At 39.8% G+C, this 14,867-nt stretch carries 18 protein-coding genes; all 18 read left to right on the top strand.

Annotated elements, in window-relative coordinates:
- The first annotated feature begins 1 nt into the window (after window position 1).
- Window positions 2–625, top strand: coding sequence for a magnesium transporter MgtE N-terminal domain-containing protein (locus tag H4683_RS22095; RefSeq protein WP_192597282.1), 624 nt, complete (start codon window positions 2–4; stop codon window positions 623–625).
- 35 nt (window positions 626–660) lie between these two features.
- Window positions 661–1,926, top strand: a complete 1,266-nt coding sequence (locus tag H4683_RS02650) for a flagellar hook-length control protein FliK (protein ID WP_192597281.1) — start codon at window positions 661–663, stop codon at window positions 1,924–1,926.
- A 2-nt stretch (window positions 1,927–1,928) separates the two neighbouring features.
- Complete coding sequence (flgD, locus tag H4683_RS02645; RefSeq protein ID WP_192597280.1) at window positions 1,929–2,588, top strand: flagellar hook assembly protein FlgD; 660 nt, start codon at window positions 1,929–1,931, stop codon at window positions 2,586–2,588.
- Window positions 2,589–2,608: 20 nt separating this feature from the next.
- Window positions 2,609–2,989, top strand: coding sequence for a TIGR02530 family flagellar biosynthesis protein (locus tag H4683_RS02640; RefSeq protein ID WP_192597279.1), 381 nt, complete (start codon window positions 2,609–2,611; stop codon window positions 2,987–2,989).
- Window positions 2,990–3,073: 84 nt separating this feature from the next.
- Window positions 3,074–4,051 (top strand): flagellar basal body rod protein FlgG, encoded by a 978-nt coding sequence (gene flgG / locus H4683_RS02635; protein WP_192597278.1) that lies wholly within the window; start codon window positions 3,074–3,076, stop codon window positions 4,049–4,051.
- 80 nt (window positions 4,052–4,131) lie between these two features.
- Window positions 4,132–4,353 carry a flagellar FlbD family protein gene (locus H4683_RS02630; RefSeq protein WP_192597459.1) on the top strand — a complete coding sequence of 74 codons (222 nt, stop codon included), beginning with the start codon at window positions 4,132–4,134 and terminating at the stop codon, window positions 4,351–4,353.
- A complete protein-coding gene (fliL, locus tag H4683_RS02625) occupies window positions 4,343–4,771 on the top strand; it encodes a flagellar basal body-associated protein FliL (protein WP_192597277.1) in 429 nt (142 codons plus the stop codon). Before H4683_RS02630 ends, fliL begins: the two co-directional genes overlap by 11 nt.
- Window positions 4,772–4,818: 47 nt before the next feature.
- Entirely contained in the window at window positions 4,819–5,817 is a 999-nt protein-coding gene (fliM, locus tag H4683_RS02620; protein ID WP_192597276.1) for a flagellar motor switch protein FliM, read from the top strand.
- The gene (fliY, locus tag H4683_RS02615; protein WP_192597275.1) at window positions 5,810–6,970 is read left to right on the top strand and encodes a flagellar motor switch phosphatase FliY; all 1,161 of its coding nucleotides are present in this window, start codon (window positions 5,810–5,812) and stop codon (window positions 6,968–6,970) included. The genes fliM and fliY overlap by 8 nt, the downstream gene beginning before the upstream one ends.
- A 20-nt stretch (window positions 6,971–6,990) precedes the next feature.
- A complete protein-coding gene (locus H4683_RS02610) occupies window positions 6,991–7,353 on the top strand; it encodes a response regulator (protein WP_192597274.1) in 363 nt (120 codons plus the stop codon).
- Window positions 7,354–7,360: 7 nt separating this feature from the next.
- Window positions 7,361–8,047: a flagellar biosynthetic protein FliO gene (locus H4683_RS02605; RefSeq protein WP_192597273.1), complete on the top strand. Its 687-nt coding sequence runs from the start codon at window positions 7,361–7,363 to the stop codon at window positions 8,045–8,047.
- The gene (gene fliP, locus H4683_RS02600; RefSeq protein ID WP_192597272.1) at window positions 8,040–8,705 is read left to right on the top strand and encodes a flagellar type III secretion system pore protein FliP; all 666 of its coding nucleotides are present in this window, start codon (window positions 8,040–8,042) and stop codon (window positions 8,703–8,705) included. Before H4683_RS02605 ends, fliP begins: the two co-directional genes overlap by 8 nt.
- A gap of 11 nt (window positions 8,706–8,716) precedes the next feature.
- Window positions 8,717–8,986: a flagellar biosynthesis protein FliQ gene (gene fliQ / locus H4683_RS02595; RefSeq protein WP_192597271.1), complete on the top strand. Its 270-nt coding sequence runs from the start codon at window positions 8,717–8,719 to the stop codon at window positions 8,984–8,986.
- A 4-nt stretch (window positions 8,987–8,990) separates the two neighbouring features.
- Window positions 8,991–9,767 (top strand): flagellar biosynthetic protein FliR, encoded by a 777-nt coding sequence (gene fliR, locus H4683_RS02590; RefSeq protein WP_192597270.1) that lies wholly within the window; start codon window positions 8,991–8,993, stop codon window positions 9,765–9,767.
- 4 nt (window positions 9,768–9,771) lie between these two features.
- Window positions 9,772–10,851 carry a flagellar biosynthesis protein FlhB gene (gene flhB / locus H4683_RS02585; RefSeq protein WP_192597269.1) on the top strand — a complete coding sequence of 360 codons (1,080 nt, stop codon included), beginning with the start codon at window positions 9,772–9,774 and terminating at the stop codon, window positions 10,849–10,851.
- A gap of 26 nt (window positions 10,852–10,877) precedes the next feature.
- On the top strand, window positions 10,878–12,908 hold the full coding sequence (flhA, locus tag H4683_RS02580) for a flagellar biosynthesis protein FlhA (protein ID WP_192597268.1): 2,031 nt from the start codon (window positions 10,878–10,880) through the stop codon (window positions 12,906–12,908).
- Window positions 12,908–14,023 (top strand): flagellar biosynthesis GTPase FlhF, encoded by a 1,116-nt coding sequence (gene flhF, locus H4683_RS02575; RefSeq protein ID WP_192597267.1) that lies wholly within the window; start codon window positions 12,908–12,910, stop codon window positions 14,021–14,023. Before flhA ends, flhF begins: the two co-directional genes overlap by 1 nt.
- A complete protein-coding gene (locus tag H4683_RS02570) occupies window positions 14,016–14,867 on the top strand; it encodes an AAA family ATPase (RefSeq protein WP_192597266.1) in 852 nt (283 codons plus the stop codon). Before flhF ends, H4683_RS02570 begins: the two co-directional genes overlap by 8 nt.

Here is a 14,867-nt window from a genome sequence, read left to right as displayed (position 1 = left end):
TGTGGGTAAACAAAAAAAACAATCAAAAGAATTTGCTACAGTGAAAAAAGGAAAATCTACCAGTACATTTCAAATCGTATTGCTCGGAGTGTTCTTTACACTGTTACTTGTTTTAGCAGTCACACTTGTCATTGCTAAATTTGCAGATGTGAACGTATTCGATAAAGCAAGAGAGTGGACTGGAAATCTTTCTAATGTGAGTGAGAAAAAGAAGGAAGATGAAGGAAGCAAGATTGATAAAGTGGTTGACCCAATCCTTGAAAAACGTGTCGTGACTTTGCAAGCAGAAATTAAGGAGAAAGAGGCTCAATATTTCAAGCTACAGCAAAAGTTTGAAGAGTCAGCTGATAAAAATAAAAAATCACTGATTATGCAAGAAAAACTTCAAGATGAAATCGCTGTATTAGTTCGTGGAAAAGACGATTCTAAAAGAGAATTCAAAGGAATCGTTTCGACATTTGAGCAAATGAGTGCTAAATCAGCTGCACCTGTCATCATGAAAATGAGTGATGCGGAAGCAATTCGAATTTTAACAAACTTAAAATCGGATACACTTGCCTCTGTTTTAGAGAAAATGCCGCCGGAAAATGCAGCGAAGTATACGACAATGATGACGGTGAAGTAAAGAATTTAGGAATCCGATTGAAGGGAGGTGAAAAAATGAACTTCGCATCTATTCGAGCAACTAGTGAAGTGAATCCACAACCTTCTCAAAACGGAGTAAAAGCCTACGAAGCATCCGACGGAACGTTTGGATCAGTTTTCAATAGTATTATTACTAAAAGTGGGACAGCAATCATTGCTCCTATTCAACAAAATCCTCAAAAAGAAGTGTCTAATAAGTTGATTTCTGAACTACTTAACACTTCGTCAACGGAACAAATTGAAGATATTCTGAAGCAATTATTGGGTGAGGAAGAGCTAGATTCAATAAGTGGAATAGAATTTATTTCTTTTTTAGGAAACTTTGAAGAACTAGCAAATCTACTTAAAATGGAACCAGAAAAGTTAATAGACAACCTGAATATACTTTTAGGAAAAGAAGTGTTTAGTGAAGATGTTAATCTGAATGATGTATGGACTGTATTGGAGCAAATCGACAAGGTTGCACCGCAGTTTAGTAATCGATTGACAGAATCACTAGAAGGTAAAGGGGAAGTTTCGAAACAATCGGCGATTGAACTCCTCGCGTTGTTAAAAGTAGTAGAACTCGTTGCTCCGAAAACCGATCTTCTTATGAAGCAGGAACAGCAGGTTTTCAGTTTACAAAGCCTTCTCGCAACAGTGGGAGAGCAGTTCGGTGATGCTATTAAAATCAATATTTCCGTAAAATCCGGCATGCACCATTTAATGGAATCTCATCAAGTGATGAAGTTTGCCGTCCAGACAGAAGCAGGTCAAACAACTAACTCTGAATTATCGCAGCAGGCAATGAATAATGTAACTGGAAATGTTGTCGTATCTAAAGGGGAAGTCACATTGGCTGAACTTGAAAATCGAAATAACTTACGAAACGAAGAATTGGTTCGCGAAATGCAAAATATTTTCAAACGTTCTAATTTCGGTCAGACTGGCGGAACGAATCGTCTTCTTATCAAACTGTATCCTGAGCATCTTGGACAAGTTCGAATTGAATTACTTCAGGTTAACGGAATTATGACAGCGAGGATACTTGCATCAACGGCATTAGGCAAAGAAATGCTCGAAAGTCAATTGCACCAACTTAAGAATGCATTTATGCAGCAAAACTTACAAGTAGAGCGAATTGACGTTTCTCAAACATTGCAAGATACATCAAGAAATGATCGTGATCAAGCATTTAGTCAGTTTTTTAAAAAAGAAGAGCAAGAGACTGCTGATGACCAAGGACAAAATGACGAAATGGAAATAACGTTTCAGGAATATATGATAGAATTGGAGGCTTAACAATGGTTAATATTGATGAACAAAAACCAATTACAGAGTCAATGTATTTATTAAATAAAAAACGGGATGCACGTCAAACTGGCAACAGCACAATGGGTAAAGATGACTTTATGAAATTACTCATCGCTCAAATGCAAAACCAGGATCCGATGAATCCGATGAAAGATAACGAATTCATTGCACAAATGGCCCAGTTTTCTTCCCTTGAACAAACTATGAATTTATCGAGGTCATTTGAAAAGTTTGCTGAAGCACAAAACCAGACGCAACTGATTCAATACAATAGTTTCATCGGTAAAACCATTAAGTGGCATGAATTAACGGACAAAAAAGACGCTGATGGCAAACCAATCGTCAATGAAGGGACTGGAAAGATAGAATCCATGAAATTCATTAACGGATCTGTCGTTTTCACAATGAAAGATGGTAAGGAACTAACACCGGGGAACATTTCTGAAGTACTTGCGGGATCAGGAAGTGGAAGTACAAACAGTCTCATTGAAGCAAGCATGCTCATCGGCAAAACGGTTGGCTATATGGACGGTGCGGTTGAGAAAACGGGTACCGTTGTATCTGTTTCCAATAAAGATGGAAAACTCCAATACATCTTGAATGACGGAAGTCGGATTGATGGTAATGGTTTTACATCCATCAGTCAATAAACATAGAACGGAGCGATTGCATGGATAATATGAAACTCCATCGAATTCCATCGCAACCGTTCATTCGCCCAGGTCAACCTTTAACGTCTGTACAGAGTCCTAATAAAACGTTTCTTGAACATTTAAACAAAGCGGTGCAACCTGCTGAACTTACAATTAGTAAACATGCAACGAAACGATTAGCGGAACGAAATATTCAAATTTCTGATGCTGAATGGGCAACTGTTACGGAAAAGGTGAACGAAGCGAAAATGAAGGGAATCAAAGACTCGCTTGTATTGATGGATAAAGCGGCACTCATCGTGAGTGCGAAAAACGCCACGGTCATTACAGCGATGGATCGCGCAGAAGCGAAAAACCAATTATTTACGAACATCGACGGCACAATCGTGCTGAGCTAAGAACTATGGCTGGACCGTAATGGATGCCATCAAACCGCAGACTGATAGATGCGGTTGCACTTAAAATCGAAAGGGGAAAAATAAATGTTACGCTCAATGTATTCAGGAATTTCAGGACTACGAAACTTCCAAACAAAACTAGATGTCATCGGGAACAATATTTCAAACGTTAATACGCACGGATTCAAAAAGGGCCGTACAATTTTCAAGGACGTGATTTCTCAAACAATTGGGGGAGCTTCAGCAGGAAATGTTACACGTGGTGGAGTGAACCCAAAACAAATAGGATTAGGTTCACAGGTAGCTGCAATTGACACAATTCATGCAGGTGGATCATCCCAGTTAACTAATAACACATTGGATCTTTTAATTACAGGCGATGGTTTTTTCCAAGTTGCGGATGGTAAAGGAACCGCTGCTGCTGGTATTACTGAATTTACTAAACCGATGTATACACGGGCTGGTAATTTCGCTTTGGATGACAAGGGGTATCTAGTAAATGCGGATGGGAAGTTCCTTGTTGGCTATTCTGCGTCATGGAATGGTGACTTAACTACGGTTGGTGCGAGTTATCCACTTGCTACTGCTGTTACTGCCGATGCAATAACAGGTAACTTAGATAATGCTATTGCTAATGGTTTTCTACCAGATTTAGCACCGGTTGCAGGAGTAACTACTGGAAAATATGCTCCAATGAGAATTCCAACAAACGCTGAGTCCATGAGTATTGGGCAAGATGGAACAGTATCATTTGTTGACTCAGATGGTAAACTACGCTGGGCTGGACAACTTGTACTTGCCAAGTTTCCGAATCCAGGGGGTCTTGATAAAGTAGGAGGAAATTACTTCAGGGATTCAGCTAACTCGGGTGTACCATTGAACCAGGTTGCAACAAGAGAAGGAATGGGGAAAATTGAATCGGGATATCTTGAAATGTCCAACGTCGATCTTGCGGAAGAATTCACCGAAATGATTATTGCGCAACGTGGTTTCCAGGCAAACACTCGGATTATTACTACATCCGATGAAATTCTTCAAGAACTTGTCAACTTGAAACGATAATAAATGAATGAACACATGACCGAGGATAGCTTGCACTAGAAAAGGAGGGTCGGGCCGGCTCTGTGCTTGGCCCCTTACATATGATTCAAGTCACGCGCCTAAATGGGAGTGCGTTCACATTGAACGCACTCTACATAGAAAAAATCGAGTCGTTTCCGGATACCACGATAACTTTAACGACGGGAACGAAATATGTTGTCCTCGATAGGGCTGATGATGTTAACAGTCGTATCATCGAATTTTATAAGGCGGTCCAGTTGTTATCAAATCCGCATATCCGGGGTGAAGAAAATGAAGAATAAAGTATTGACGGTTTCCTTAATCATTCTAGTGTGTATCACATTACTAGGTGTTGTAGCACTCGTATTTGCTACGCAATTGAATAAAGGCGATGATTCATCGAAAGAACCATCCATCGATGAAATCATCAACTCCTCAGTTGATATCGAGGAGATTACAACAAATTTAGTAGGTAAGAAATTTATCCGTATTTCATTGAAAATCCAGACGGATAATAAAAAAGCTGCTAAAGAGCTTGAGAAACGAGAATTTCAGGTGAAAAATATTGTTATACAAAAACTATCCGAGATGACGCCGGAAGATCTTCAAGGTAAAAGTGGTAAGGTCGCTCTTGAAGATGCCTTGAAATCTCAATTGAATCCACTTATGCAAGAGGGTGAAGTCCAGAAAGTATACATCGTTTCTTATATCATTCCATAAATCATCGGATTTATTCAGATTGAAATCCATTGCGGGGAGGTGACCAGATGTCAGGAGATGTTTTATCTCAAAATGAGATTGACGCGTTGTTATCTGCGATATCTACAGGAGAAATGTCTGCAGAGGACATGAAAAAACAAGAGTCGATCCGGAAGGTCAAAGTGTATGATTTTAAACGTGCCCTGCGATTTTCTAAAGATCAGATTCGCAGTTTGACACGAATTCACGAAAACTTTGCTAGGCTGCTTACAACTTACTTTTCGGCTCAGCTACGAACATATACTCAGATTAATGTTGCGTCAGTCGATCAAATTCCATTTGAGGAATTTATCAGGTCAATCCCGAATATGACACTTATTAACATTTTTGAGGTACCTCCATTAGATGGGAATATATTAATGGAAGTTAATCCGAATATTGCATATTCGATGCTGGATCGTCTTATGGGAGGCGTTGGGACAAGTCCAAGTAAAGTCGATAATTTGACTGAAATTGAAACAAAGATTATGACGAACTTATTCGAAAGATCTTTCGACAATTTACGAGAAGCATGGTCAGGGATTATAGATATTGACCCATATCTTACGGAGGTGGAAGTGAATCCACAATTTCTTCAGATGATATCGCCGAACGAAACAGTTGTTGTCATTTCATTTAATATTGTAATCGGAGAATCGAGCGGGATGATTAATATTTGTATTCCACATAGTGTTCTTGAACCAATCGTACCCAATCTTTCTGTTCGATATTGGATGCAATCTAACAAAAAAGATCCGACAATCGAGCAAAGTGCCATGCTTGAAAAGCGCTTAAAAAGTGCGTCTTTGACTGTTGTTGGAGAGCTTGGACAGGGACAAATGACAGTGGAAGACTTTCTTTATCTTCAAATAGGAGATGTGATTTCACTAGATACTAAAATCGATGAACCACTTGTGGTGAAGGTTGGAGATAAACCCAAATTTACAGCTCAACCAGGGCATTCGAAAAATCGGATGGCCGTACAGATAATTGAACCAATGACCGGAGGGGATGAAGATGATGAGTGATAATATCCTTTCACAGGAGGAAATCGAAGCGTTGCTTCACGGAGAACCTTTGCAAAGTGAAGAAACTATGTTGACCTCAGCCAAAGAGGCGAAAACGAAAGAATATTTAAAAGAGATGGAACGGGATGCGCTTGGTGAAATTGGCAATATCTCCTTTGGCAGTTCCGCGACCGCTTTGTCCACATTGCTTGGACAAAAAGTTGAAATTACAACACCGAAAATTTCAGTGTTCCATAGGGATATGTTGGAAACGGAATTTGTTCAACCTTATGTTGCTGTTACAGTGAATTATACAGAAGGGTTGAGTGGTGCAAATCTATTTGTCATCAAACAAAATGACGCAGCAATCATTGCGGATATAATGTTAGGTGGAGATGGATTGGAGCCAGCTACGGACTTAGGCAAAATCCATTTAAGTGCCGTTCAGGAAGCCATGAACCAGATGATGGGTTCTGCGGCAACGTCAATGTCGACATTATTCGGGAAAAAGGTAGATATCTCTCCGCCAAAAATTGATTTGCTGGACGTTCAGGCTAATAAAGGAACGGAAAATATACCGGATGAAGATATGTTGATAAGTGTATCCTTTGCTCTACAAGTTGGCGAACTGATTGACTCCGACATTAGGCAACTATTTCCACTTGAATTTGGAAAAAAATTAGTTGCGTCACTTTTGGGAGAAGATGTAATAAAGGAAACGGCGGCAGTTGTAGAAATGTCGCCACCAAAGGAACAGCAACATTCCGTAACTCAACAGCCATTACAGCAACCAATTCAACAGCAAATTCATGAGCAAATCGCTCCTCCCGGAGGTATGCAGCTACCACCACAAGTAAATGTTCAACAGGCACAGTTTGCAAGCTTCGACAGTCCATCACTAAGCCAGTCTGGGACAAATAATCTGAATATGCTCCTTGATATACCATTGCAAGTAACAGTGGAACTTGGGCGTACAAAACGTTCGGTAAAAGAAATATTAGATATGTCTAGTGGCTCCATTATAGAGCTTGATAAGCTTGCAGGAGAACCAGTTGATATACTGGTGAATAATCGATTTATTGCTAAAGGTGAAGTTGTCGTTATCGATGAAAATTTTGGAGTGCGAATAACGGATATATTGAGTCAAGCGGAACGTTTAAATAATATAAGATAGAAATTCGGAGGTAAGAGAAAATGGCTAAACGAGTTTTAATAGTGGATGACGCAGCATTTATGCGCATGATGATCAAAGATATTTTAACTAAGAATAATTTTGAAGTTGTTGGTGAAGCTGCGGATGGTGTTCAGGCTATTGAAAAATACTTTGAACTAAAACCAGACCTTGTCACAATGGATATTACAATGCCTGAAATGGATGGAATTGTAGCACTTAAATCAATTATAGAAAAAGATCCTTCTGCAACAATTATCATGTGTTCCGCGATGGGACAGCAGGCAATGGTTATCGATGCAATCCAGGCAGGTGCTAAAGACTTCATTGTTAAACCTTTCCAGGCGGATCGTGTAATCGAAGCAATTGAAAAAGCATTAGGATAAGAGTCGGATGAAATCGTCGCTCTTAAAAAAATGTGCGTTAATCGTCATTTTGTTTGTCCTATTTTATAGTCAACTACCAGACTTTACTGTAAATGCTGACACCGATCCAGATAAATCGGTGTCGGATTTGTTTGAAAATGAGAAAAAAGATAAGAAGATTGACAAAGAACTTCCAGTTATCGATCGCTCGAATGACGAAGTCCCTACTGTAGGTTTATCAGTTTGGGATTACATAAAAACAATTTTCGCCTTGTTGTTTGTCCTTGGTCTTTTGTTTGGTCTACTGAAACTTATCAATCGAAAAAATAGGATATACAATAAGAATAAATTGATGTCAAATATGGGTGGAATATCGCTCGGACAACATAAGTCGATTCAACTTGTCGAGATAGGCGAGTCATACTACTTGATTGGAGTAGGCGAAGATATTCGTTTGTTGAAAGAAATTACGAATCCGGAAGAAATCAAGAGACTCATCGAGTATTACAAAGATGATGATAAGGGATTACCGACGGGCTTGTTTGACCGCTTTCTAGTTAAACTCAGCGGTAGAAACAAGGAAAAACAAAAACAACCTGCGGATGATTCAATCGACTTTAGTAATCTATTCAATTCGAAACTCGATGAGATGAAAGAGGAGAGGGAACAGCATTTAGGCCGGTTGTTGGAAAAGGAGCGCGATCGAGATGAATGATTTCGTTCAATTATTTTCGGATAATGATCCGTCCAATGTATCGACATCCATCAAACTAATGCTTCTTCTAACAGTTTTTTCACTAGCACCTGCAATTCTTATTCTGATGACATCGTTTGCTCGCATTATCATTGTTCTTTCATTTGTTAGGTCAGCTCTTGCGACGCAGCAAATGCCGCCGAACCAGGTAATTGTTGGGCTCGCGTTGTTTTTAACGTTTTTCATCATGGCGCCAACATTTCAGCAAGTGAATGAAAAGGCATTGACTCCTTTATTCGCAGAAGAAATTACGCTTGAGGAAGCTTACGATCAAGCGAGTATTCCGTTTAAGGAATTCATGAGTAAACATACTCGACAGAAAGATTTGGAGCTATTTCTCAGATACAATAAAGTAGATCGTCCTAAGACACTTGAGGAAATTCCACTCACCATGATGGTTCCTGCATTCGCACTAAGTGAAATCAAAACGGCATTCCAAATGGGATTCATGATTTTCATCCCATTTCTAGTTATTGACATGATCGTTGCGAGTATTCTCATGTCGATGGGGATGATGATGTTACCGCCTGTTATGATTTCTCTACCATTTAAAATTCTGTTGTTTGTACTTGTTGACGGATGGTATCTCATTATTAAATCATTGCTTCAAAGTTTCTAGGAGGAATTTGAATGACTGATCAAATCGTTATAGCTATCGCAGAGCGTGCAATCTCGGTCGTTCTTTTAACTTCAGGCCCTCTCCTCATTGTTGCATTGGTGACAGGGTTATCCGTCAGTATCTTTCAGGCAACGACGCAGATTCAGGAACAAACGCTTGCCTTCGTTCCGAAAATTGTTGCCGTACTCGTCGGCATCGTATTCTTTGGTCCCTGGATGTTGAGTAGAGTAACCGCATTCGCAAGCGATATTTTTGAAAATCTTACACGGTATATAGGGTGATAGAATGGAAGAATTAGTACCTTCTTTCGCTGCATATTTGCTAATACTGACCCGGGTAACTGCTTTTTTTGTAACAATACCGCTCTTTTCTTATAAAGCGGTTCCGACAACAATGCGAATCATTTTTGGTGCATTGCTTGCATGGATGCTTGTGTATGCAATCGACATACCTCCTATCGAGATTGATGGTAACTATATTTTGCTTGTCGTAAAGGAAGCAATAACAGGCCTTGCGATTGGTATCATTGCCTACATCGTTATGTCGGCTATCCAAATTGCGGGAGGCTTTATCGATTTCCAAATGGGTTTTGCAATTGCAAACGTCCTCGATCCTCAAACGGGGGCGCAATCACCGCTCCTTGGTCAATTTTTCAATGCGCTTGCGATTCTTTTGTTACTTGCGTTGAACGGTCACCATATGTTGCTGGATGGTATTTATCATAGTTACCAATTCATTCCGGCGGACCAACTATGGCCTGCTTTTGGTGAGGGCCGGTTGGCTGAATTCGTTATTAGGACATTCACAATGTCCTTTGCCATTGCTTTCCAAATGGCTATTCCCATCGTTGCGACGTTGTTCCTAGTCGATTTAGCACTTGGAATCACCGCAAGGGCGGTGCCGCAATTGAATATCTTTGTTGTTGGTTTTCCGATAAAGATTGGTGTCAGCTTCATTGTCCTAGTCGCCGTGATGGGTGTGATGGTAGCAGTGATGAAAAAACTATTTGAAGTAATGATAATTAGCATGCGAGACTTAATGATTCTTCTTGGGGGTGGCTAATAGAATGTTGCGACTCGATTTGCAATTCTTTGCAGGGGAGAAGACTGAAAAAGCCACCCAGAAAAAGCGGCAAGATTCTAGAAAAAAAGGTCAAGTATTAAAAAGTCAAGATGTGACGAGTTCAATCGTTCTTTTAGCAGTATTTCTGTTCCTGTTTTTTTCAGCTGGCTTTATGGGAAATCGCTTTTTTCACTTTTTTTCACAAGCGTTCAGTCAGTATATACTAATTGGGGTACTGGATGAAGATACGGCACTACTCATCTACTTTGACGTCTTGGTCCAAATGGCCTTCATCCTTTTACCGGTCATGCTAATTGCGATGATTGCAGGAGTGGCAGGTAATTTATTTCAATTCGGTTTACTCTTCACAATGGAGCCTTTGAAAATAGATTTGAAGAAATTGGATCCTATCAAAGGTCTAAAGCGAATTTTTTCTATGCGCGCTATAGTTGAATTAATGAAATCTCTTTTAAAAATTTCATTAATCGGTACGGTTACAGTCCTTATTATCTGGATGAATATCGATAGGGTCCTTGGGCTGGCTTTCAAAAGTCCATGGATAGTGTTGACATCGGTAGCGAAACTTGCCGCTCTAATGGGAATTTCTGCATCGTTTGTATTGTTGTTCATATCCGTCCTCGACTTTTTTTATCAGAAGTATGACTATGAAAAAAATCTTCGGATGTCTAAACAAGACATAAAGGATGAGTATAAAAATACTGAAGGGGATCCAATTATCAAGTCCCGCATCAAACAGCGACAGCGTGAAATGGCAATGAGAAGGATGATGCAGGAAATTCCTAATGCGGATGTAGTTATTACAAACCCGACTCATTTCGCTATTGCACTGAAGTATGATGATGGGAATATGGATGCTCCAATTGTTGTTGCGAAAGGCGTTGATTTTGTCGCACAGAAGATGAAATTGATTGCAAAAGAACATGACATCATCATGGTGGAAAATAGGCCACTTGCTCGAGCGTTGTATGACGATGTTGAAATTGGGGGACGGATTCCCGAACAATTCTTTAAAGCGATTGCCGAGATACTTGCCTATGTGTATCGAATTCAACGAAAAATTTAACTTGATTATAAGAAAGTGGGGATGACATGCAATTCAGAGATATAGGAGTGCTCGCTGCGGTCATCATGATTGTCGCGATGCTTGTCATCCCGCTTCCGCCATGGCTACTAAGTTTCTTAATTATTATAAATATCACTTTAGGTCTTTTAGTACTTTTAACAGCCATGAATATGCAGGAAGCGTTGCAGTTTTCAATATTTCCATCTTTACTGCTTTTGCTTACGCTGTTTCGCCTTGGACTTAACGTTTCTACGACGCGGGCGATACTAAGCGATGGGGATGCAGGTGGGGTTGTTGAAACCTTCGGAACATTCGTTACCGGTGGAAATATTGTTGTGGGACTCGTTGTTTTCGTTATTTTGATCATCATCCAATTCCTTGTTATTACCAAGGGAGCGGAACGGGTAGCAGAAGTTGCTGCTCGTTTCACCCTCGATGCAATGCCTGGTAAACAGATGAGCATTGATGCTGACTTGAATGCGGGAATGATTTCTGAGACGGATGCGCGGATGCGCCGAGAGAAAGTAGGTAACGAAGCCGACTTCTACGGGGCAATGGATGGAGCTACGAAATTCGTCAAAGGGGATGCGATTGCTGGTATTATCATTGTTATCATCAATCTTCTTGTTGGGATTATTATCGGTGTCGTTCAGATGGGACTTCCTTTCGCGGAAGCTGCTACACTATTCTCCCAATTAACTGTCGGTGACGGTATTGTTTCACAAATACCAGCATTGCTTATTTCAACAGCGACAGGCATCGTTGTTACGCGTGCAGCTTCTGAGGGGAATTTAGGTTCCGATATTACAAATCAGCTTCTAGGTCAACCTAAACTACTTTATATTGCAGCTGTGACGGTTTTATTACTTGGATTGGCAACACCTATCAATGATATGCTTACAATTCCGATTGCTATTACACTTGCATTGGGCGCATTTGTAATGTCTCGCAAAGCGGAAGAAGATCCAGAAGAATTATTGGGTATGGAAGAGGATTTTGAAACAGAAGGTCTGAAAAGTCCTGAAAATGTTGTTAATCTCTTGAATGTTGATCCGATTGAATTTGAGTTTGGCTATGGATTGATACCTCTTGTTGATGCAACACAAGGTGGCGATTTGCTTGACCGGGTTATTATGATCCGCAGGCAACTTGCGATTGAATTGGGTCTGGTCATTCCAGTCGTTCGGATTCGAGATAACATTCAGCTACAGCCGAATGAGTACAGAATTAAAATAAAGGGAAGTGAACTAGCAAGAGGGGAACTTCTTCTTGATCATTATCTTGCAATGAGCCCAGGTGGAGAAGATGCAATCGAAGGTATTGAAACAATTGAGCCATCGTTTGGACTTCCTGCTAAGTGGATAACGGAAAATGTGAAGGAAGATGCGGAAATACATGGATACACGGTTGTTGATCCACCAAGTGTTGTTTCGACACATATTACTGAAGTGATACGTGCGAATGCCGCTGATTTAATTGGGCGTCAAGAAACAAAACAACTTGTTGATCATGTCCACGAATCATTCCCTATACTTGTCGATGAGCTAACACCGACACCGTTATCAATTGGTGAAATTCAAAAAGTACTTTCAAAACTTCTAAGTGAGCACGTCTCAATCCGTAATTTGCCAATCATTTTCGAAACTCTGGCAGATTATTCGAAATACACATCGGATGTGGATGTTTTGACGGAATATGTCCGACAGGCACTTGCAAGACAGATTACGTTACAGTATGCCACAACTGATCAAGCGCTTAAAGTGCTTACCGTTTCACCTAAAGTGGAAAAAATGATTGCTGACAATATTCAGCAGACAGAACAAGGAAATTATTTATCTATCGATCCTGGAGATTCACAGGAAATACTCGAATCTATTGCGAGAGAAGTGGAACGGGTTGCTTTGATGGATCAATCTCCAGTCATTTTATGCTCGCCAGCAATTCGGATGTATTTAAGGAAAATTACAGGACGGTACTTCCCTCAGATACCAATACTATCTTACAATGAGCTTGAAGCTTCAATCGAAGTCCAAAGTGTCGGGGTGGTGGATATTTAATGAAAATGAAGAGATATAGAGAAAATACGATGGTAGATGCCATGAAAAAAGTACGTTCGGACTTTGGGGATGATGCAATCATCCTCAGTTCGAACGTAGTTAAATCTAAAGGCTTTTTAGGTTTATTTAAAAGAAAGTCTGTTGAAGTTGTCGCGGGAGTTGATAAACCTAGCGCACCACCAGTTGTATCAGTTTCAGCAAACGTCTTAGAGGAACGTTCAAATAACGAGAATAGGACATCTTATGAACTAAAAAAAGAAATGACCGAAATGAAAAAGATGTTAAAAGATATGCATCAATCTGCAGCACATTCTCGTTTTCCAGATGAAATAAAACCGTTACTTTCATATCTTGAGCAACAAGATTTAGCCACAGACTTTGTTTCACATTTGGGTGAAGAGCTTTTCAATCGAATGAAATCTGAGAAAAAAGATTTTACAACTGAAGAGCAACTGGACATCGTGCACCAATTAATTGAAAGAGAAATTGGTGATTTACCATTTGGCGGAATATCTTTTAATAAGAAATACATTAACGTTATAGGGCCGACAGGTGTTGGTAAGACGACCACAATTGCAAAAATTGCCGCACGTGCCCTTCTTGAAAAGAAAAGAAAAATCGGTTTTATCACTACGGATACGTATCGAATTGCAGCAATTGAACAGCTACGTACATATGCGAATTTAATGCAAGCGCCAGTAGAAATTGCATACAATAGTAAAGATTTTGAGAATGCAATTGAAAAACTTGCTGATCGAGATCTTATTTTCATAGATACAGCAGGACGGAATTATAAAGAGAAGAAATATGTGGAAGATCTATCAAGACTCATTGACTTTTCACTTGAAATGGAAACATTTTTAGTCCTTTCTGTAACTTCGAAAGAAGAAGATATGAGAACGATTGTTGAACAATTCAATAAGATGCCGTTAGAAAAATTCATCTTCACGAAAATGGATGAGACAGGATCGATTGGCCCAATATTTAATTTGATGAGAGATTACCGTATTGGAACCGCATATTATACAGACGGTCAGGAAGTACCTGAGGATATTACCGAAGTAGACAGTGAAAAACTGATTTCTTTATTGTTGAAGGGTGCATATGATGCGTGATCAAGCAGAAACTCTTAGGCTCAAGATGCTGAAATCTCAAGGTGAACTTTCAAAAACGATTGCCATCGCCAGCGGAAAAGGCGGTAGTGGGAAATCGTATTTCACGACGAACTTTGCTTATGCACTTCGTGCGCAGAGCAAAAAGGTGATCATAATCGATATGAATGTTGGGATGGGCAATATCCATATTCTACTCGGAATGACACCTCGGTATAGTTTAAAAGATTATTTACTAGGAACAAAAGCTATAGATGAGGTAATTAATAAGGCGCCAGAAGGATTAACTTTCATTTCAGGAGGGTCTGACCTTGCTACAATTATGGAATGGTCGGAAGAAATGTTCAAAAGGTTTACTCAAGCATTGGAATGTCTACAAAAAGAGTATGATTTTATTTTATTCGATATAGGAGCAACTCAGCAACCTCTCGAACTGATTGTTGCTGTCGATGAAATAATCGTCATTTTGACAAAAGAGCAAACTTCCGTCACAGATGCGTATTCCATGATGAAGTTCATTTGCGTGGAAGATCAGGATAAGGCATTATTTATTGTCGGAAATCGGAGTGATGACGGCAATGATACTGTAATGCGACTTCAGTATGCTGTGAGTAAGTTCTTAGACAAGGAAATGATCATCTTAGGTTATCTTCCTGAAGACTCATACGTCCATAATGCGGTTGTTGCGCAGAGACCACTCCTTTTTTTATTTCCAGAGGCTCCGATTTCAAAAATAATAATGGTAATTGCTGAAACGTTTATCAGGGGAAATGCTGATCAGGAGCAAAAAAAGGGGGATGGATTCATTTCTAAATTGAGAAACATGTTTACGAAAGGGCGTGGATGA

The organism is Sporosarcina limicola, from assembly GCF_014873855.1.
Taxonomy (GTDB): Bacteria; Bacillota; Bacilli; order Bacillales_A; family Planococcaceae; genus Sporosarcina; species Sporosarcina limicola.
This window is presented reverse-complemented; position numbering and strand designations above follow the sequence as displayed.

What these genes read in the sequence shown, in the direction of transcription:
- H4683_RS02650 (WP_192597281.1), top strand. Translation starts at nt 661, where the DNA reads ATGAACTTCGCATCTATTCGAGCAACTAGTGAAGTGAATCCACAACCT.
- flgD (WP_192597280.1), top strand. Translation starts at nt 1,929, where the DNA reads ATGGTTAATATTGATGAACAAAAACCAATTACAGAGTCAATGTATTTA.
- H4683_RS02640 (WP_192597279.1), top strand. Translation starts at nt 2,609, where the DNA reads ATGGATAATATGAAACTCCATCGAATTCCATCGCAACCGTTCATTCGC.
- flgG (WP_192597278.1), top strand. Translation starts at nt 3,074, where the DNA reads ATGTTACGCTCAATGTATTCAGGAATTTCAGGACTACGAAACTTCCAA.
- H4683_RS02630 (WP_192597459.1), top strand. Translation starts at nt 4,132, where the DNA reads ATGATTCAAGTCACGCGCCTAAATGGGAGTGCGTTCACATTGAACGCA.
- fliL (WP_192597277.1), top strand. Translation starts at nt 4,343, where the DNA reads ATGAAGAATAAAGTATTGACGGTTTCCTTAATCATTCTAGTGTGTATC.
- fliM (WP_192597276.1), top strand. Translation starts at nt 4,819, where the DNA reads ATGTCAGGAGATGTTTTATCTCAAAATGAGATTGACGCGTTGTTATCT.
- fliY (WP_192597275.1), top strand. Translation starts at nt 5,810, where the DNA reads ATGAGTGATAATATCCTTTCACAGGAGGAAATCGAAGCGTTGCTTCAC.
- H4683_RS02610 (WP_192597274.1), top strand. Translation starts at nt 6,991, where the DNA reads ATGGCTAAACGAGTTTTAATAGTGGATGACGCAGCATTTATGCGCATG.
- H4683_RS02605 (WP_192597273.1), top strand. Translation starts at nt 7,361, where the DNA reads ATGAAATCGTCGCTCTTAAAAAAATGTGCGTTAATCGTCATTTTGTTT.
- fliP (WP_192597272.1), top strand. Translation starts at nt 8,040, where the DNA reads ATGAATGATTTCGTTCAATTATTTTCGGATAATGATCCGTCCAATGTA.
- fliQ (WP_192597271.1), top strand. Translation starts at nt 8,717, where the DNA reads ATGACTGATCAAATCGTTATAGCTATCGCAGAGCGTGCAATCTCGGTC.
- fliR (WP_192597270.1), top strand. Translation starts at nt 8,991, where the DNA reads ATGGAAGAATTAGTACCTTCTTTCGCTGCATATTTGCTAATACTGACC.
- flhB (WP_192597269.1), top strand. Translation starts at nt 9,772, where the DNA reads ATGTTGCGACTCGATTTGCAATTCTTTGCAGGGGAGAAGACTGAAAAA.
- flhA (WP_192597268.1), top strand. Translation starts at nt 10,878, where the DNA reads ATGCAATTCAGAGATATAGGAGTGCTCGCTGCGGTCATCATGATTGTC.
- flhF (WP_192597267.1), top strand. Translation starts at nt 12,908, where the DNA reads ATGAAAATGAAGAGATATAGAGAAAATACGATGGTAGATGCCATGAAA.
- H4683_RS02570 (WP_192597266.1), top strand. Translation starts at nt 14,016, where the DNA reads ATGCGTGATCAAGCAGAAACTCTTAGGCTCAAGATGCTGAAATCTCAA.